This is a genomic window from Bradyrhizobium sp. MV1.5 (genome assembly GCF_055807615.1).
Genome location: NZ_JBVVPL010000025.1, coordinates 66518 through 83852, shown reverse-complemented (window position 1 = coordinate 83852; position 17335 = coordinate 66518). Strand labels below are relative to the sequence as shown.

Here is a 17335-nt window from a genome sequence, read left to right as displayed (position 1 = left end):
TCCTTGGATGGGTGCGACGAAGTGGAAAATGCGCGCGCATGATCCTGGCCAGGTTCCAGCCGCGAAGCGCAGCGAACGTGTCGAGCGGGAACAGCGAAGCTCGGCGATCCGAAGGAAAACAAACGCTAGTCCGACGCCAATCCCGTCCTGCGCCGCAGATCCGTGATCGCGCGCAAAAAGCTGTCGGCCGGCGTCGTCTCCGGATCGATCAGGCGGTGCAGGCGAAAGCCGTCTTCCAATGCCAGCACGACGGAGGCCATCCATGGCGGGTTCAGCGTGTCGCCCTTCGCGTTGCTCTTCAGCGTGGCCTCGACGATGTCGGCGACCAGCTTGCGCCGCGCGCGCAGGCGTTTTGCAAGCTCCGGCCGGCGCTTCTCGGCACGCGCGACGAAGAGGATCATCTCCATGTGCAGCAGCGGCGAGCGGCCGAGCGGGTCCTGCCGGGTGCGATCCATCGTCTTCAGCGCCGCGATGAAGTCGTCGAGATTGCCGTGCTGCGCGAGGATGTCCATGTTGCGCCGGATCGACTGCGCGACATGGTCCTCGAGCATGGCGATGATCAGCTCGTCCTTGCTCTTGAAGTTGGAATAGAACGCGCCGCGGCTGAATCCGGCCGCCGCCGCGATCGCCTCGATGCTGGCGCCGCCGATGCCGTCCTCCTCGAACACGCGCGCCGCCGCCTCGAACAGCTTGTCGCGCGTGTCGTCCCTGGTCGGTCTGGTTCTCACCCTTGACATCGGAGCAGGTTAGGGCAGAATGCAACTCGATACAACAATGTATCGAGTTGATAATTCGGGGATGGTTACGCTGCGCAAGAGGGGCTGCCCGGCGTCTCCGATTCATGCGGCAACCGATATGAGGTCACCATGAACGAGCACGTGCAGGGCGCCGGCGGTCCGCTGTTCAATCCGCTGTCGCCGGACTTCATCCGCGATCCCTATCCGCATTATGACCGGCTCCGCGCGATCTTTCCGATCCACGTGACGCCGTTCGGCCAGTTCGTCACGAGCCGCCATGCCGATGTCAGCCTCGTGATGCGCGACAAGCGTTTCGGCAAGGATTTCGTCGAGCGTTCCAAGCGCCGCTATAGCGAGAAGATCATGGAGGAGCCGGTCTTCCGCAGCATGAGCCACTGGATGCTGCAGGCCGATCCGCCCGACCACACCCGCCTGCGCGGCCTCGTCGTGAAGGCCTTCACCGCCCGCCGCGTCGAGGACATGCGGCCGCGGATCCAGGAGATCGTCGACCAGACCATCGATGCCGTGATCGATCGCGGCCACATGGACCTGATCGAGGATTTCGCCTTTCGCCTGCCTGTCACCATCATCTGCGACATGCTCGGCATCCCCGAGGACCATCGCGAGACTTTCTATAACAGTTCGCGCGACGGCGGACGGCTGCTCGACCCCGTGCCGCTCTCGCCGGAGGAGATCGCCAAGGGCAACGCCGGCAACATGATGGCGCAGATGTATTTTCAGCAGCTGTTCGAGCTGCGTCGCAAAAATCCCGGCGATGATCTCATCACCCAGCTGGTGCAGGCCGAGGAAGACGGCAACAAGCTCACCAACGAGGAACTGACCGCCAACATCATCCTGTTGTTCGGTGCCGGCCACGAGACCACGGTCAATCTGATCGGCAACGGCCTGCTGGCGCTGCATCGCAATCCGGACCAGCTCGCACTGTTGAAGGCGCGGCCGGAGCTGATGGTGGGCGCGATCGAGGAGTTTCTGCGCTACGATTCCTCGGTGCAGATGACCGGGCGGGTCGCGCTGGAGGATATCGACGATCTCGGCGGCGCGAAGATCCCGAAGGGCGAGACCGTGCTCTGCCTGCTGGGCTCGGCCAACCGTGACCCGGCGGTCTATCCCGACCGCCCCGATCGGCTCGACGTCACCCGCCAGAACGTGAGGCCGCTGTCGTTCGGCGGTGGCATCCATTTCTGCCTGGGGGCCCAATTGGCCCGCCTCGAGGCCGAGATCGCCATCGCCACGCTGTTGCGGCGGCTGCCCGATCTGCGCATCGACGACGTCGAAAACCCGGAATGGCGGCCGACCTTCGTGCTGCGCGGCCTGAAGCGGCTGCCCGCGAGCTGGTGATAGGTCACCGGCGTTAACCTCCGCGCGCAACAGTCGCTGTGACTTCGCCACACTTCCCCCTATATAAGGGGCTGTTCCGGTACGTCTGAGGCCCTGCGGCTCAGGCAAGGCCCGCATCCGGTTTGGCCGAGGGGAGACCCGTGCAGACGACGCTGCTCGGATTGGCGATTGCCTTTATCTTAGCGCTGCTGGCCGCTCTGATCGGACCGTACTTCGTCGACTGGAACCAGTTCAGGCCCCAGTTTGAAGCGGAGGCCGGCAGGATCATCGGCGTGCCGGTGCGGGTCGCGGGCGAGCTCGACGCGCGGCTGTTGCCGGCGCCGACGCTGCGGCTGCGCGCGGTCACGTTTGGCGGCAACAACGATCTCGGCCGCCTGCGCGCCGACAAGCTCGACGTCGAGTTCAGCCTGAGCTCGCTGATGCGCGGCGAATGGCGCGCCACCGAGCTTTCGGTCAATGGCATGGCGGTCGATCTCGGCCTCGACGCGCGCGGGCGGGTCGATCTGCCGTCTACCGCGAGCGGCAGCTTCAATCTGGCATCGCTGGCGATCGAACGGCTGAACCTCACCGGCCGCATCGCCCTGCATGATGCCGCCAGCCGTTCGACACTGGAGCTCAACGACATCGCCTTCTCCGGCGACGTGCGCTCGCTGGCCGGCTCGGTCCGGGGCGACGGCAGTTTCACCGCCACTGGCGTCCGCTATCCGTTCCGCGTCTCCTCCGGCCCGAGCGCCGACGGCAACGCCACCCGCCTCCACCTCAACATCGATCCCGGCGAGCGCGCGATCCTGGCCGATCTCGAAGGCGTGCTTGCCTTCGACAACCGTCTGCCGAAATTCGACGGCGCGCTGACGCTCGCCGTGCCGGCGCCGAAGAAGCCGGGCGATGCGGGGCCGATGCCCTGGAAGCTCACCACAAAACTCAAGGCCGATCCGGCCGGCGCGAAGTTCGAGCAGGTCGACGCCAGCTTCGGCACTGAAGACTCCGCGCTGAAGCTCGGCGGCGTCGGCGATATCAGGTTCGGCGCTTCGCCGCTGCTGCGCGCGGTGCTGTCGGCGCGCCAGGTCGATGCCGACAAGCTGACGGCCAAGAACGATGCCGAGCCGCAGCGCATCCTTCCGGCGCTTCGTGCGGGCCTCGCCGCAATCCCGCAGGCGCCGATCCCGGCGCAGATCGAGTTCAACTCCGACCAGATCATGCTCGGCGCACGGCCGCTCCAGAACATCACGGCCGAGCTTGCGACCGACGGACGGTCCTGGACCTTCCAGCGGCTCGAGCTGCGCGCGCCAGGCCAGACGCAGCTCTCGCTCAACGGCGCGACACCCGGCGCCGACAGCTTCAGCGGCCGTCTCAGCGTCGATTCCTCCGATCCCGATACGCTGGTGGCGTGGCTCCAGGGCCGCAACGAGGTCAACCGCCGCAGCACGCGGCCGCTGCGCCTTGCCGGTGACGTGACCATCGCCGCCAACCATTTCGCCATCGACAGGCTGAAGGCCGAGATCGAGGGCGGCGCGGTCGAAGGCCGCATCGCTTTCGTCCAGACCGGCGCGAGCAAGGGCTCGCGAATCGACGCGGAGCTCAAGGCCGACCGCCTCGACCTCGATGCCGCCGCAAGTTTTGCGCGCGCGCTTTCGGGGCCGCAGGGCGAATGGCCGGAGGAAGCGAAGCTTTCGCTCGATATCGGCCGCGCGATCTCGGCCGGACAGGAGCTGCGGCCGTTCACCGCAAAACTCGGCTACGGCCCGGCGTCGCTCTCGCTGGAGCAGTTGCGGTTCGGCCAGGCCAGCGGCGTGACCACGGAAGCGAGCGGCAGCTTCGACCGCGCCAAGGCCATTGGCAAGTTCGCGCTGAAATCCTCCGCCAATTCGCTGCGCGATCTCACCGCACTGCTCGAGCCGTTTGCGCCGTCGGTGCGCGCGCGCTTCGACGCCATCCCGTCGCTGCCAGGTGCGACCCGCCTCAAGCTCGACCTCAGCCTCGACAAGAACGCCGAGCACGCCGATCGCAACGACGCGCGCGCGGTGATCGAGCTCGACGCCCCGCAGCTCAAGGCCAGCGCGACGCTGGCCGCGCAGACGCCGGTGGCCGCGGTCAACGGCATCGACATCGACCGCTTGCGCAACAGCGACTTCACGCTGGATTCGAAAGTCTCTACACCGCAGGCCAGTGCGCTGTTGGCGTTGCTCGGGCTCGATCGCCTGGTGGCCGCAGGCGAGGGCGCTTCGCAGTTCGAAGGCCATTTGAGCGGCGCGTGGCGCCATCCGCTGCAATTGAATGCAAAGCTCAGCGGCGGCGGATTGGACGCGGACGCACAAGGCAACGTCGAATTGTCGGAGCCGAAAGGCAGCGTGAATTTGCGCGTGCGCCATGCCAATCTGGCCCCGCTGTTCGGGACCAGCCCGGCCGATAAATCGGTGCAGAGCGTCAATCTGTCCTCGCGCGTCGCCCTCTCCGGCAACCGCCTGACCTTCAACGATCTCGACAGCACTCTGGCCGGATCGCATTTACGGGGTCATCTGGCGGTGACGCTCGATCAGGAGAAAACCGTCGACGGCGAAGTCGGCCTCGATACGCTCGACCTCGTGCCGGCGCTCGCGATGGCTATCGGCGCGGCCGGACACGATGCCAATGAGTCGCTGAGTGCCGGCCTTCTCGGCGGCTGGCGCGGCCGCGTCGCCTTCCAGACATTGCACGGCACCTTGCCCGGCGGCATCGAGCTGCGCTCCTTCGGCGGTACGCTCCGCAGCGACGGTCAGTCGCTCGCGCTCGACGCAATGAAGGGCGGCCTCGGCGGCGGCGAGATGTCGGCGAGCCTCGATGCGCGCAATGGCGCCAATGGTCTGACGTTGAACGCGCGTATCGAGCTCGGCAATGTCGACGCGGCGGCGCTGCGCTACCGCGACCTCGCGCTGCCGAAGGGACGAGCCTCGGCGCAGATGGCGCTGACCAGCCAGGGCCGCAGCGTTGCTGCGCTCACCGGCGCGCTCGCCGGCAACGGCACGGTGACGCTCGAATCCGCTGAAATCTCCGGCCTCAATCCGCGCGCCTTCGAGATCGCCATCCGCGCCAGCGACGGCGGACAGGTTGCCGACGACAACCGGCTGCGGCAGCTGGTCGAGCCCGCGCTGTCGGCGGGTCCGATTGCAGTGGCCTCGGCGCAGATCCCGTTCACGATCCGCGACGGGCGCCTGCGCGTCGGCGCAACGTCGTTGGAGGCGAAGAACGCGCGTGCCATCGTCTCCGGCGGCTACGACATCCCCGCCGACCAGGCCGACATCCGCGCCAGCCTGACGCCGATCATGACCGGGCTCTCCGGCGCGCCGCCGGAGATCCAGCTATTCGCGGCCGGTCCCCCCGACAGGCTCAACCGCACCGTCGATCTCGGGCCGCTGTCGTCGTGGCTCGCGGTGCGCACGATCGATCGCGAGACGCGCCGGCTGGACGCCATCGAGCGCGGCGAGCCGCCGCCGGCGACCGCCGCGCTGCCGACCCTGGTGTCGCCCGACCCGGCGCCGGAGCCGTCGCTGCAGGATGTGCCGATGCCCGGCCGCGATCCGCGCCGTGCGCCGCCGCCGAAGCCCAAGGCCGATATCAGGGTCGCGCCGACACCCAAGGCGCCGCAGGCAGCTCCCGCGGCCCCAAGCCCGCCGCTTGCAAGCACGCAGATCGCGCCGCTGCCCCCGCCGATCGACGTCAGGCCGGCCCCGGGCCCGCCCCCCGCAAAGCCCAAGCCAAAGCCGCCGCTGGTGCTGACGCCGCAGAATCCGTGATTGGTCTGGAGGTCGGGCCGCTGGCCTTCTTAACCTCTCCCGCCTGCGGGCAGGGCTATTGCATATGACGTCTTGGCGGCGCCTGACCGAGCGCCTCGTCCTTCGAGACGACCGCTTCGCGGTCTCCTCAGGATGAGGCTTAGCTGAATCGGTCTCCGTTGAAATGCTGCCGCATACTCATTCCTCATCCTGAGGGCCCGCCGTAGGCGGGCGTCTCGAAGGATGGCTGCAGCTTCACCGGTAAACTCATTCCCTCGCATTTTAACGAATTTTGCTCGGCAAAACTGATCTGCCGACTTTACCGGATTCTCGCGTTTGTTCCCTAGTCTCTGGTCCCAGAGGAACTCGGCGTCCTGCCGGCACAAGCAGGATGGCTAGCCAAGAACTGGGGTCATCGGGATGAACGGCGCGACAACACTTCTGCAGGATCTGGACGACGCGATCGCACGCGGCACCGACGAAAGCCGGACCAAGGCGTTGTGGCACGCGACCGACATTCTGATCACCGGCCGCTACAGCGACGACGAGATCAGCACGTTCGGCGAGGTCATCGGCCGGCTCGCCGACGAGATCGAAGTTGCCGCGCGGGTGCAACTCTCCGAGGTGATGGCAGCCTGCGATCACGCTCCGCTCAATGTCATTGCGCAACTCGCGAGCGCCGACGAGATCGAGGTCGCCGGTCCCGTGCTGCGCGACTCCAATCGTCTCGACGAGAAGCTGCTGGTCGAGAGCGCCATGACCAAGAGCCAGTTGCATCTGCTCGCGATCGCCCAGCGCAAGTCGATCGGCGAGGCCGTCACCGACGTGCTGGTCAAGCGCGGCGACCAGGAGGTCGTGACGTCGGTTGCCCGGAACGAGGGCGCGCGCTTCTCCGGCTCGGGCCTGCTCCACATGGTTCGCCGTGCCGAGGGTGACTCGATTCTTGCCGAGCAGCTTGGGCTGCGCAAGGACGTGCCGCGCCACATCTTCCAGCAGCTGATCTCGAAGGCGTCGGAGGACGTCCGCCGCCGGCTCGAGCACGAGCGCCCCGAGATGATGGCGCAGATCCAGAGCTCGGTCAGCGACGTCACCGGCGACCTGCACTCCAAGTTCGGCCCGTCCTCGCGCAGCTATTTCGTCGCCAAGCGCGTGGTGACGACGCAGTACCGGCAGGGCAACCTCAACCAGGACTCGATCTCGAACTATGCGCGCCAGCACCGGTTCGACGAGGTGCAGATCGGCCTGTCGCTGTTGTCGTCGCTGCCGGTCGACGTGATCGAGCGTGCGATGATGGATCGCAATCGCGAGATGATCCTGGTGCTGTGCAAGGCGCTCGATTTCTCCTGGGACACCACGATGTCGCTGCTGTTCCTCGGCGCCAAGGATCATCTGATCACGGCGCGCGAGCTCCACGACAACGAACGCGATTTCGGCAAGCTCAAGATCGAGACGTCGCGCAGCGTCTTGAAGTTCTACCAGTCGCGCAAGACCGGCTCCGATCCCGTCACGGGTCGTCAGCCCGAGCTGCAGGTGCACTGAGCGGTACACCGAACAGGTACACCGAGCATCATCCGGGAATTGGCAGGGAGTATTTGCAATGTTGCCTCAATTCGGCACCGCCGTTCGCAAGAAGAACCTCAACAAGGCCGCAGCCGGCGAGATCGGCGGCGGAGCAGCGGACCAGGCCTCGGTCGATGCCGCCTGGCTCGTGCTGGAAGCCGCCAACGACCTCGGTGACCACGCTGCGATCGAAGCCTGCCGCCGCGTCATCGACGCCGAGCTGAACGGCACGACGGCCGGCAGCGCGGACGTCGATCTCGTGCTGGGCTATTTCAGGTAGCAGTCGTACCCGGTCGAAGATTGTCAGGCGCAATGAGCGGCAATCTACTTGCCGCGATATCGAAGAGCCTCGACGAGCAGCGAGAATGCCGGTGAAGGTTGGCGCCGACTGGGATAGTAAAGGTGATAACCCGAGAACGGCGGACACCAGTCCGACAGCACCCTGATCAGCCGGCCCTGTGAGATGTATGGCTGCACGTGCCCCTCGGTGAGGTAGGCAAGTCCGAAACCTTTGAGCGCGCCCTCCAGAAGAAGCCCTGCGCTATTGAACACAAGCTGTCCTTCCACGCGCACGTTGAGCTCTCGCCCGTTCTTCTCGAACTCCCACGCGTACAGGCTGCCGCCGTGGGTCGGAAGGCGCAGGTTCAGGCAATTGTGGCCCGTTAGATCCTGAGGCATCCTGGGCCGCTTGCGTTCGGCGAAGTAGGACGGCGATCCCACGACCGCCATTCGCAGATCAGGGCTGACGCGCACGGCGATCATGTCCTTGGCGACGAGCTCGCCCGGACGAATGCCCGCATCGACCTGCTGCGCCACGATGTTGGTGAGCCCGTAATCGATGATCACCTCGACGTGGATGTCTGCATATTGGGGAAGAATCTTCCCCAGCGCCGGCAGCAGGATTTCGGCGGCGGCATACTCCGTTGCCGTTAAACGCACGGTTCCAGCGGGCTTTTCCCGAAGCTCACTCAGCGCAGCGAGATCAGCATCCATCTCGGTGAATTTGGGCCCGACGCTCAGGAACAGCCGTTCTCCGGCTTGAGTTGGCGTGACGCTTCGGGTCGTTCGATTGAGAAGACGGACGCCGAGCCGTTCCTCCAATTTTCGGATGATCTGGCTCAGCGCCGATTGCGTCATACCAAGCTTGGCTGCGGCACGTGTGAAGTTGCGCTCCCTCGCCACAGCGAGGAAGGCCAGGATATCGCTGGCGTCGTCCCGGTTCATTGATAAGCCTGTCTTATGACTGCATTCAGATTTTATCACCTAATCGGGCGGAGGCGGAAGCCTTAGTTGCCCATCAGCATCGGGCGGCGGCCTGTGGCGGGACAAAAAGCGGCTGCAGTGGAAAGAACAACAATGCCCTCGTCGAGAAGCCCTCTCTCGATCGGCGATCAGCGGAGGCATGCGGTGACGACCCGCAGAGGCGTCCTCATTGGGGGGAGCGCAATCGCCATCGCCATCATCGAAGTTCAAAGGGCGCCGGCGCTCGCGTCCGAAGCACTGAAGGAGACTGCAATGGACATCGACATCAAGAGAAACGGGTCCCGTCCTTCCCAGAAGGGGCCCGAAGACTGGTTCACCGGGACGGTGCGTATCGACCCACTGTTCGCGGCTCCCGAGCCGGCACGCGTCAGCGGCGCTCAGGTCACTTTTGAACCCGGCGCACGCACGGCTTGGCACACGCATCCGCTCGGGCAGACGCTGATCGTCACGGCAGGGCTCGGCTGGGCGCAGCGGGACGGCGGGCCCGTCCAGGAAATCCGGCCCGGCGATGTCATCTGGTTTCCTCCGGGGTTGAAGCACTGGCACGGCGCGTCGGCCACCACAGCCATGACGCACATCGCCATCCAGGAATCGCAGGACGGACGAGCGGTCGATTGGATGGAGAAGGTCGGCGACGAGCAGTACCGAATGTGAAGACGCTTCATGCGCCGTATCGAACCCAGGCGAGCGCGCCCAGCCGATCGGAAGAGGTTTCATGAGCGTACAATTCGCAGCAAGAAATGAGACGCTGTCGCGCAGTCCGGCTTGGAGTGCGGTCTTTGCGCTGACCCTATGCGTCGGGACATTGATTGCGTCCGAGTTCATGCCGGTCAGCCTGCTGACACCCATCGGGACCGATCTCCAAATGACCGAAGGGCAGGCGGGCCAGGCCATCGCGGTCTCCGGGCTCTTTGCCGTCTTCACGAGCCTTGCGATAGCCTCGGTGACAAGGGGCATCGATCGACGCAGCCTTCTGCTGGGCCTCACCTCGCTGATGATCGTCTCGGGGCTGATGGTGGCGCTGGCGCCGAACGCGCTGGTGTTTATGGTAGGGCGCGCGCTGATCGGGGTCGTCATCGGCGGGTTCTGGTCGATGTCGGCGGCTACGGTCATGCGTCTAGTGCCTGAACAGCAGGTCGCGCCTGCCCTCAGCCTGCTCAACGGGGGCAATGCGCTGGCGACCACCATCGCCGCGCCGCTCGGGAGCTACCTCGGTCAGTTCATCGGCTGGCGTGGCGCCTTCTTCTGTGTCGTCCCGCTCGCGATCGTCACTCTGGTCTGGCAATACGCCACATTGCCCTCGATGCCTTCCGAGCGCGGTGCCGCGTGGAACGCACTCGGATTGCTTCGCCGGCGGGCGGTTAGCATTGGGATGCTTTCGGTCGCTCTCCTGTTCATGGGCCAGTTCGCGCTTTTCACCTATTTGCGCCCATTTCTGGAGACCGTGACGCGCGTAGACGTCTCGACCCTCTCGGCCATCCTGCTCGTGGTCGGCGTCGCGGGCCTGCTCGGGACCTACCTCATCAGCTTCCTTCTGAGAGGGGGCCTGTACGGTCTTCTGATTGGGATGCCGCTTGCGATGGCCGCCCTTGCCCTTGGCTTGATCGCCTTCGGAGGCTCAACCGTTGTTGTCACTGTGCTGCTGGCCGGTTGGGGCCTCATCGGCACCGCCGCACCAGTCGCTTGGTGGACCTGGATGAGCAAGACGCTGCCTGAGGATGCGGAGGCGGGCGGCGGATTGATAGTCGCGGTGATCCAATTGGCGATAACGGCGGGCGCCTCGCTTGGAGGGGTCTTGTATGACAGCAGTGGATACCGGAGCGCCTTCATTGCCGCCGCCGTCGTGCTCTGCGGCTCCGGGCTTCTCGCTTTTGGTGGCTATCGCCGAATTCGGTAGATCACGACGTCTTCGCCGTGACGGATCGTGCTTTTCTCAAGGAGATAGTTGGACTTCTCCAGAACGCGACGCGATGCGCCATTGCCGACATAGACCAGGCCGATGAGGGACGGCAGCTGGTGGTGCAACAGTCCGATATCCGTCAGTGCGGTCGCGGTCTCGCTTGCAAGGCCACGGCCCCAGACTTCGCGCTTGAACGCGTAGGCAATCTCGATCTCGTCGGTATCGTCCACCAGGATGTGCCGGATGCCCGCTCGCCCGGCGAATGCCCCGCATTTCGTTCGCAGCACCCACAGTCCGAAGCCATGCTGGTCCCAATGCGCCATGTTGGTGTCGAGATAGGTCTTCGTCCTCTCCGCCGGGCGCACGCCGCCGAGATATCGGGACACCTCGGCATCGAGATGCAAGGCGACGAGGTCGGCGAGATGATTTTCGTTCAGCCTCTCGGCAGTCAGGTTCTCGGTGCTGAAATGATCCATGGACCCGGATAGCGACTTTCGGAGCAGGGCAAGATGACGCGTCTTCGCCGCTCCTCATGATTTCTAACACATCCTAACGAGCAATTGCAGCGGCATCCGGTAAATGTCCCGATGGAAAAGAGGCCGGCATTTCCAAATATGCACGATTGTCGACGGAGATCGTATGACGTCCAAAACGGAAATCAAATCACCGCAACGGCCCGCGAGCGTCTCGCGCCGCGGTTTTGTGGGAGGCCTGTCGGCCGGCGTTCTGGGGGCGGTTGCGACCGAAGCAGCGGCCGCGCAAACGCTGGCCGAAATCCCTGATCGCGGGCCCGGCGCCGATCTCGGTGCGCACAGCGAACGATCGCGCTTCGTCAAGATCGATCGCATTCCCGAGGCAGGACCAGGCAAGCGCAACGTCGACTCCGGTGATGCCATCAACTCCAAGACGCCGCATCAGAAGTTGGTGGGCAACATCACGCCGACCGATCTGCACTACGAGCGCAGCCATTCCGGGGTGCCGGACATCGATCCCGCGCAGCACCGTCTGCTCATCCACGGCCTGGTTCAGAAGACGCTGGTGTTCAGCGTCGACGATCTCAAGCGGATGCCCTCCGTAACGCGCGTGGTCTTCATCGAATGCACGGGAAACGGATGGGAAAACTGGAAGAAGGCAGACCCTGATCTGACGGTGCAGAATACGCACGGCCTCGTCAGCACCAATGAGTGGACCGGCGTTCCGCTGAAGTTCCTGATTGGTCTTGCGGGCAAGGAGAATAACTCAAACTGGATGCTCGCGGAGGGAGGCGACGGCGCGGGCGTTGACCGCAGCATTCCGCTGACCGACGAAATCGTGAACGAGGCCTTTGTCGCCTACGGTCAGAACGGCGAACCACTACGCCCTGCGCACGGTTTTCCAATGCGGCTGGTGATGCCGGGCTTCGAGGGCAACCTCAACATCAAATGGCTGCGCCGTCTCAAGTTCGGCACGGAGCCCTGGATGACCCGCTGGGAAACTGCGCGCTACACGCAACTGCTTGCCAACGGCAAGGCCCGCCAATTCCAGCTGAGGATGGAAACCAACTCCGTCATCACGCATCCCTCGGGCACGATGCAGATCCAGCCCGGCTACAACATTATCTCCGGTCTCGCCTGGAGCGGCCATGGCAAGATCGCCAAGGTCGAGATATCGACCGACGGCGCGAAAATCTGGAAACAGGCGCAGCTGAATCAGCCGGTGCTGTCCAAGGCACAGGTTCGATTCCAGATGGACTGGGTCTGGGATGGCAAGCCGACACGGATCGTGAGCCGCTCGACCGACGAGCAAGGCAATGTTCAGCCGGACCGGCAGTCCTTCATCGCCGCGATGGGGAGCAATGCGTTGTTTCACTACAGCGCCCAGCAGACCTGGAGCATCGACGAAGCCGGGAGGGTCCATAATGTCCTCGCATGACAATCGGCTTGTCGCAGCGGCTCTCACGCTTGGCCTGCTCGCGGCGCCCGCATTTGCATTTGATTTCGGCCGTCCCGCGACTCCGGAGGAGATCAGGCTCTGGGACGTCGACGTCGCACCCGATGGCAAGGGTCTGCCTGTCGGCGGCGGCACGGTCGCGCAGGGTAAGCAGGTCTTCGCCGACAATTGCGCGGCCTGTCATGGCGACAACGGCCAGGGCGGGATCAAGGATCGCCTGGCCGGCGGGCAGGGCACACTCGCCTCCGGCGCGCCGGTCAAGACCGTGGGCAGCTTCTGGCCCTATGCGACGACCTTGTACGACTACATTCACCGCGCGATGCCATATCCCACACCGGGCTCGCTCAGTACCGACGACACCTATGCCGTCACCGCCTACATCCTGAGTCTGAACGGCATCGTTCCCCCCGACGGCAAGGTCGACAAGGACAGCTTGCCGAAGATCAAGATGCCCAACCGCGACGGCTTCATTCCGGAGCCGGAATTCGATCCGGCAAAACTGTTCCGCAGGAAATGAGCGTGTGATCATGAGGGTTTCGGCGCTGGTCAAGATCCTCGCTTTGGTTGCTGCGACATGTTTATGGGAGACCCAGGCAATGGCCGTCGACGGACTCATCACGATGAGGAGCAATTTCGGGCCTGAAGAGACGATGAAGCGGCTGGAAGCGGAAGTGACGGCCAAGGGCCTCACAATATTCGCCCATGTCGATCATGCCGCGGGCGCCGCCGCTGCCGGCCTGCCGTTGCGCCCGACCAATCTTATCATCTTCGGGAACGCCAAGGGTGGTACGCCATTGATGCAGCAGGCGCAGACCAGCGGCATCGATCTGCCGCTGAAGGCGCTGGTCTGGCAGGACGAACAAGGCGCGACATTGTTGTCCTACAACGATCCGGCGTATCTCGCCGGGCGTCACGGCATCGGCGAGCCGGTCAAGGCCGCAATTGTCGCCATGACGGCGGCCCTGCACGCGATCGCGACCAAGGTCACCGCACCCTAGCGCAGTGGGACGGCCGTGCGACGCGTGCGCCATGAGGAGAGATCCATGAACAGCACAGACGGGCAACCGGAATCACCCGCTCCCGGTGACGGCAAGATCGCCAGATGGGCGGTCATTGCGGTGTTATGCGCCTTCCTCGTCGGTGCCGGCGCGCTCGGCTTTCTCGGCTGGTTCAGCACGACGACGGAGGTGCCAGCATCGGGTTATGTCGCACTGGTGCTCGGCGTCGTGTTTTCGCTGGTCGTCGGCATCGGCTTGATGGCGCTGGTGTTCTACAGCAGCCGCAAGGGTTACGACGAACCGGCGGTGCTGATCCAGCAGCCGGAGAATGACTCGGACGATGACGGCGTCAGCTCAGGCTCCACCACACCGAGCGAACGCACTGAGCGAGTACGCTGAGCCGGATGCTGGCTTCGAGTTCGGGGTGGGTCTACGTCCTCTCCGCCGAACGGACGCCTCTGAAATATCGGGACACCTCGGCATGGAGATGCAATGCGACGAGGTCGGCCAGGTGATCCTCGCGAAGCCTCTCGGCGGAGAGCCCAGCCGTGCTGAATTGTTCCATTGGGAACAGATAGCCGCTTCCAACGTGGAGCGTCGAGTAACATTGACGCGGAATGACTTGGCTGGCAGTGCTTTTCACGTTGCAACGGCGCGCTTCAGTTGGGGTGACGGTCGTCCTGCGAATGTTCCGATGCGGAGTGGCAATGGATTTCGAGCGCGACATAGCCAGGGTCAGCGGAATCGCTGCGGTCTCGACCATCCTGGACGTGATCAGCCGGACCACCGGCATGGGGTTTACGGCCGTTGCCCGCGTCACCGAGGACAGGTGGATCACCTGTGCCTCGCGCGACCAACTCGCGTTCGGGCTGAAACCCGGTGACGAGCTCAAGGTCGAGACCACGATCTGCCACGAGATCCGGCAGAGCCGTGACGCCGTCGTCATCGAGAATGTCAGCGAAGACGCCGGCTTCAGCACGCATCACACGCCTGCGCAATATGGCTTCCAAAGCTACATCTCCGTGCCGATCATTCTTCCCGACGGATCATTTTTCGGAACTCTTTGCGCGATCGATCCGAAGCCGCGCAAGCTTCGGACGCCCGAGATCATCGGCATGTTCAAGCTTTTTGCGGAGCTGATCGCGTCTCACCTCGATGCGGCCGAACGCGTCGAGCTGATCGCGAACAGGCTCGCGCTGGAACAACGCAATGCCGAACTGCGTGAGCAGTTCATCGCCGTGCTCGGTCACGACCTCCGAAACCCTCTTGCCTCGATCCAGGGCGGCCTTCGGCTTCTGCACAAGAAGGTCGATGACGAGGGGAAGAACTGGATCAACCTGCTGCAGGGAAGCGTGGCCCGGATGGCGGGCCTGATCGACAATGTCATGGACTTCGCCCGCGCGCGGCTCGGCGCCGGGATGCAGCTCAAGCTGAGAGAACAGGCCCTCGAGCCTGTTATCAAGCAGATCGTCGCGGAGTTCGAGAACGTGCATCCGGATCGCGTCATCGAAACTGTCGTCAACGTTCCGGGACCCGTGAGAATCGACGCCGACCGCATAGGTCAGATGCTGTCCAATCTTCTCGGCAACGCGATTTCCTATGGCGCCGCCGACAAGCCGATCAGGGTGCTGGCGCAGACGACCGAAGCCGGCTTCGACATCAGCGTTGTCAACAAAGGCGCGCCAATTCCGGCTGATGCGATCCCGCGCCTTTTCACTGCGTTCGATCGCGGCGACGTTCTGCCGAACCAGAAAGGGCTTGGGCTCGGACTGTACATTGCCCAAGAGATCGTGCGCGCCCATGGCGGGTTGATCGTCGCGTCGTCGATGCTGGATGAGACGGTGTTCACCGCGTCGTTCCCGGCGAGCGGCTGAGAAGGCGTGCTACGCCGGCCTAGCTTGCCGTCACGAAGCGTCGCGCCAATTCCCCGACAATACGATCATGCGCCTGTTTTGCCCGACGGCGCAACCGGCGCCTTGTTGAGATGCCGGGTCTTGCGGACAAGGCATTGGGCCTCTTCCGAGGGAGCTGCACGAAAACTTCCAGAGGGTGTGAATTGGTTCACACACACGTGGTCGCTCCGGATTTACGGTACAGCCTAATTCCGCGTAGAGCGGCCCGTTCGAACTATCTCGCTCAAGAGGGAGTTCAGGCTATGGCTAGCATCGTGTTGGGAATTGTCATTTCCATTTTGCTGTCGACACAAGCCTCCGCAGATCAGGTCGGCGACGCCGCGTCCGACCTGGTTCCTTCGCTGGTGCGCTGGTCCATCACGTTGTTGGGCCTTGTCGTGGCAGGCCGGTTAGCCTGGCAGGCTTTTGGCCGCGCGGTCAACATTGCCGAAGTCCCGACTTTCCCGCGATACATGACGACCCGGCAGCAGTATCGATTGGGCGGGTTCATCTTTGTCGTATTCTCATGCGGCTTCTTCCTTCTTCTCATCCATGAGAACCGCGACGTCATTGCCCTGGCGCCGCTGGTTCCTGCAATCCCGGAGACGGTCATAGAGGCTGCGAAAAGTCAGTCTGCTCCGTACCTGACCGTCGTCGCAGCAATGGGGGCCGTGTATCTGTTCCTCCTGACGAAGGAGGCTCAGTGGAACGTCCTGCTGATGGTGCGCGATGTGATCCAGAGCTGGATCAGCGTGCCTCAGCTCGCGAAGCAGATCATGGCGCAAATCCGCTTTTCGCTGCGTGTGCCGCAGGATGTGCTCTCGAAAGTCATCGCGAATTCTCCGGATGTCGTCGATCAGGACTTCCGCAAGGACCCGAACACCCCGGATCGCATGTGGGCGGAAATCTGTTACATGAAATGGTGGCTGGCGCAGGGACGCGACACCGGAGATGACGCCACCTTCTTCACCGAGGACAGCTTTGGTTTCGACAAGCTGATGGCAGACTTCCAGCAGGCGGCGCCGACGATGAGCCAGTGGAAGGCTGGGACGTTGACGGGCCTTGCTGCGCCCCCGGCCACGCAATTGATCAAGGACCTCTACAATCGATTTGCCCGGCTTGTCGCGTGTTACCTGATCTATCGCAACGGCTCTCGCATCGACCTGCGCAACGAGGCCAGCAAATTCGGCATCGAAATCGATGCGCCCATTCACGACAATCCGCTACGGTACTGGATCGTCTATATCATTGCCTTGATCTGCTCCGTTTATCTGGGAGTGACCATTTCGGCCGTAATTTATGACGTGCTGCAAGGCAGAGGCGTTGTCTGGGCGCAGGACCCCAATCGCTCGATTGCATGGGTCATGTATTCGCTTTGCAATTATGGATTGGCAATCGTCGTAGTTCTCTTGCTTCGATTTGCGATGTCGTCTCTGGGAAGCAATTCAGATCAGTCCCACCTCACCACTTATTGCTGGAGCTTCCTGGTCGCGCTCGCCGTAGGGCCCGCTGGCCTGACGGTGGCCGTGCATAATTTTGGCGAGGGCAATTTGCGGGAAATGTCTCTTGCCAGCCTTTACTTTGCGATGTTGCGGTGGGGCCTCGGGCCGGCGCTCGTGACAGTCTATATTTCGTACTATCTCGACAGGCAGAGCTGCTCCGATCTGCCGGACATCGACAATTCGATGCGAACGGTCGCGTGGCGACTGTTCAATTGCTTCGGCTTTGCGGCAACCAACGTGTTCTTGCTTCTGCCCCAACTGCTGTCGCTGGTGGCACAGGAGGGGGCAATCTGGGACACCAATAAGCTGCGCTTCATTGCGGCTGGGACGACGTTCTGTCTGGCACTCGGCCTCGCATTGGCCGCACAGTTCGCGCTCAAGAAGGAGCGGATTGGAACGGTGCTGGCGCATAGACCGGCTTGACGCCAGATATGGTCGGTCATGGC

The 17335-nt window shown here is 63.7% G+C and carries 15 protein-coding genes and 1 pseudogene; 12 read left to right on the top strand and 4 right to left on the bottom strand.

Annotation, left to right across the window (positions count from 1 at the left end):
• Nucleotides 1-125: 125 nt before the first annotated feature.
• Entirely contained in the window at nucleotides 126-737 is a 612-nt protein-coding gene (locus AC0L2J_RS22625) for a TetR/AcrR family transcriptional regulator (RefSeq protein ID WP_007613400.1), read from the bottom strand.
• A 129-nt stretch (nucleotides 738-866) separates the two neighbouring features.
• Here AC0L2J_RS22625 and AC0L2J_RS22620 point away from each other — a divergent pair, with 129 nt between their 5' ends.
• The 4 genes from AC0L2J_RS22620 (at nucleotide 867) to AC0L2J_RS22605 (ending at nucleotide 7685) form a co-directional block, all read left to right on the top strand.
• Nucleotides 867-2096, top strand: coding sequence for a cytochrome P450 (locus AC0L2J_RS22620; protein ID WP_007613393.1), 1230 nt, complete (start codon nucleotides 867-869; stop codon nucleotides 2094-2096).
• Between the two features lie 140 nt (nucleotides 2097-2236).
• A complete protein-coding gene (locus AC0L2J_RS22615; protein WP_473394510.1) occupies nucleotides 2237-5866 on the top strand; it encodes an AsmA family protein in 3630 nt (1209 codons plus the stop codon).
• Nucleotides 5867-6265: 399 nt separating this feature from the next.
• The gene (locus tag AC0L2J_RS22610; protein WP_007613391.1) at nucleotides 6266-7384 is read left to right on the top strand and encodes a DUF2336 domain-containing protein; all 1119 of its coding nucleotides are present in this window, start codon (nucleotides 6266-6268) and stop codon (nucleotides 7382-7384) included.
• A gap of 58 nt (nucleotides 7385-7442) precedes the next feature.
• Entirely contained in the window at nucleotides 7443-7685 is a 243-nt protein-coding gene (locus AC0L2J_RS22605) for a hypothetical protein (protein WP_007613389.1), read from the top strand.
• A gap of 44 nt (nucleotides 7686-7729) precedes the next feature.
• Here the strand turns inward: AC0L2J_RS22605 and AC0L2J_RS22600 are convergent, their stop codons facing one another.
• Complete coding sequence (locus AC0L2J_RS22600) at nucleotides 7730-8629, bottom strand: LysR family transcriptional regulator (protein ID WP_007613388.1); 900 nt, start codon at nucleotides 8627-8629, stop codon at nucleotides 7730-7732.
• Between the two features lie 297 nt (nucleotides 8630-8926).
• Here AC0L2J_RS22600 and AC0L2J_RS22595 point away from each other — a divergent pair, with 297 nt between their 5' ends.
• Nucleotides 8927-9322, top strand: coding sequence for a (R)-mandelonitrile lyase (locus AC0L2J_RS22595; protein ID WP_198287912.1), 396 nt, complete (start codon nucleotides 8927-8929; stop codon nucleotides 9320-9322).
• A 61-nt stretch (nucleotides 9323-9383) separates the two neighbouring features.
• Entirely contained in the window at nucleotides 9384-10565 is a 1182-nt protein-coding gene (locus tag AC0L2J_RS22590) for an MFS transporter (protein WP_007613386.1), read from the top strand.
• Here AC0L2J_RS22590 and AC0L2J_RS22585 read toward each other — a convergent pair.
• Nucleotides 10547-11044 (bottom strand): GNAT family N-acetyltransferase, encoded by a 498-nt coding sequence (locus AC0L2J_RS22585; protein WP_007613384.1) that lies wholly within the window; start codon nucleotides 11042-11044, stop codon nucleotides 10547-10549. The two genes, AC0L2J_RS22590 and AC0L2J_RS22585, sit on opposite strands and share 19 nt — an antisense overlap.
• A 163-nt stretch (nucleotides 11045-11207) precedes the next feature.
• Between AC0L2J_RS22585 and soxC the strand changes: the two genes are divergently transcribed.
• From soxC to AC0L2J_RS22565, 4 genes are read left to right on the top strand one after another with little or no spacing between them, the layout of a single operon-like run.
• Entirely contained in the window at nucleotides 11208-12479 is a 1272-nt protein-coding gene (gene soxC / locus AC0L2J_RS22580) for a sulfite dehydrogenase (protein WP_007613382.1), read from the top strand.
• A complete protein-coding gene (locus AC0L2J_RS22575) occupies nucleotides 12466-13014 on the top strand; it encodes a c-type cytochrome (protein WP_007613380.1) in 549 nt (182 codons plus the stop codon). Before soxC ends, AC0L2J_RS22575 begins: the two co-directional genes overlap by 14 nt.
• A 10-nt stretch (nucleotides 13015-13024) precedes the next feature.
• Nucleotides 13025-13495: a DUF302 domain-containing protein gene (locus AC0L2J_RS22570; RefSeq protein ID WP_007613379.1), complete on the top strand. Its 471-nt coding sequence runs from the start codon at nucleotides 13025-13027 to the stop codon at nucleotides 13493-13495.
• Nucleotides 13496-13540: 45 nt separating this feature from the next.
• Nucleotides 13541-13894 (top strand): hypothetical protein, encoded by a 354-nt coding sequence (locus AC0L2J_RS22565; protein ID WP_007613378.1) that lies wholly within the window; start codon nucleotides 13541-13543, stop codon nucleotides 13892-13894.
• A 34-nt stretch (nucleotides 13895-13928) separates the two neighbouring features.
• On the opposite strand, the pseudogene AC0L2J_RS22560 reads toward AC0L2J_RS22565, so the two are convergent.
• Nucleotides 13929-14060 (bottom strand): annotated as a pseudogene (locus AC0L2J_RS22560) (GNAT family N-acetyltransferase); the annotation flags it as partial.
• A gap of 142 nt (nucleotides 14061-14202) precedes the next feature.
• On the opposite strand from AC0L2J_RS22560, the gene AC0L2J_RS22555 reads away from it, so the two are divergent.
• Both AC0L2J_RS22555 and AC0L2J_RS22550 read left to right on the top strand, forming a co-directional pair.
• Nucleotides 14203-15369, top strand: a complete 1167-nt coding sequence (locus AC0L2J_RS22555; RefSeq protein WP_007613376.1) for a GAF domain-containing sensor histidine kinase — start codon at nucleotides 14203-14205, stop codon at nucleotides 15367-15369.
• A gap of 281 nt (nucleotides 15370-15650) precedes the next feature.
• The gene (locus AC0L2J_RS22550) at nucleotides 15651-17312 is read left to right on the top strand and encodes a hypothetical protein (protein ID WP_007613375.1); all 1662 of its coding nucleotides are present in this window, start codon (nucleotides 15651-15653) and stop codon (nucleotides 17310-17312) included.
• The last annotated feature ends 23 nt before the right edge of the window (nucleotides 17313-17335 follow it).

Coding starts and splice junctions, on each gene's coding strand:
- AC0L2J_RS22565 (WP_007613378.1), top strand. CDS start 13,541: ATGAACAGCACAGACGGGCAACCGGAATCACCCGCTCCCGGTGACGGC.
- AC0L2J_RS22550 (WP_007613375.1), top strand. CDS start 15,651: ATGGCTAGCATCGTGTTGGGAATTGTCATTTCCATTTTGCTGTCGACA.
- AC0L2J_RS22590 (WP_007613386.1), top strand. CDS start 9,384: ATGAGCGTACAATTCGCAGCAAGAAATGAGACGCTGTCGCGCAGTCCG.
- AC0L2J_RS22570 (WP_007613379.1), top strand. CDS start 13,025: ATGAGGGTTTCGGCGCTGGTCAAGATCCTCGCTTTGGTTGCTGCGACA.
- AC0L2J_RS22605 (WP_007613389.1), top strand. CDS start 7,443: ATGTTGCCTCAATTCGGCACCGCCGTTCGCAAGAAGAACCTCAACAAG.
- AC0L2J_RS22600 (WP_007613388.1), bottom strand. CDS start 8,629: ATGAACCGGGACGACGCCAGCGATATCCTGGCCTTCCTCGCTGTGGCG.
- AC0L2J_RS22625 (WP_007613400.1), bottom strand. CDS start 737: ATGTCAAGGGTGAGAACCAGACCGACCAGGGACGACACGCGCGACAAG.
- AC0L2J_RS22585 (WP_007613384.1), bottom strand. CDS start 11,044: ATGGATCATTTCAGCACCGAGAACCTGACTGCCGAGAGGCTGAACGAA.
- AC0L2J_RS22575 (WP_007613380.1), top strand. CDS start 12,466: ATGTCCTCGCATGACAATCGGCTTGTCGCAGCGGCTCTCACGCTTGGC.
- soxC (WP_007613382.1), top strand. CDS start 11,208: ATGACGTCCAAAACGGAAATCAAATCACCGCAACGGCCCGCGAGCGTC.
- AC0L2J_RS22555 (WP_007613376.1), top strand. CDS start 14,203: ATGGATTTCGAGCGCGACATAGCCAGGGTCAGCGGAATCGCTGCGGTC.
- AC0L2J_RS22610 (WP_007613391.1), top strand. CDS start 6,266: ATGAACGGCGCGACAACACTTCTGCAGGATCTGGACGACGCGATCGCA.
- AC0L2J_RS22620 (WP_007613393.1), top strand. CDS start 867: ATGAACGAGCACGTGCAGGGCGCCGGCGGTCCGCTGTTCAATCCGCTG.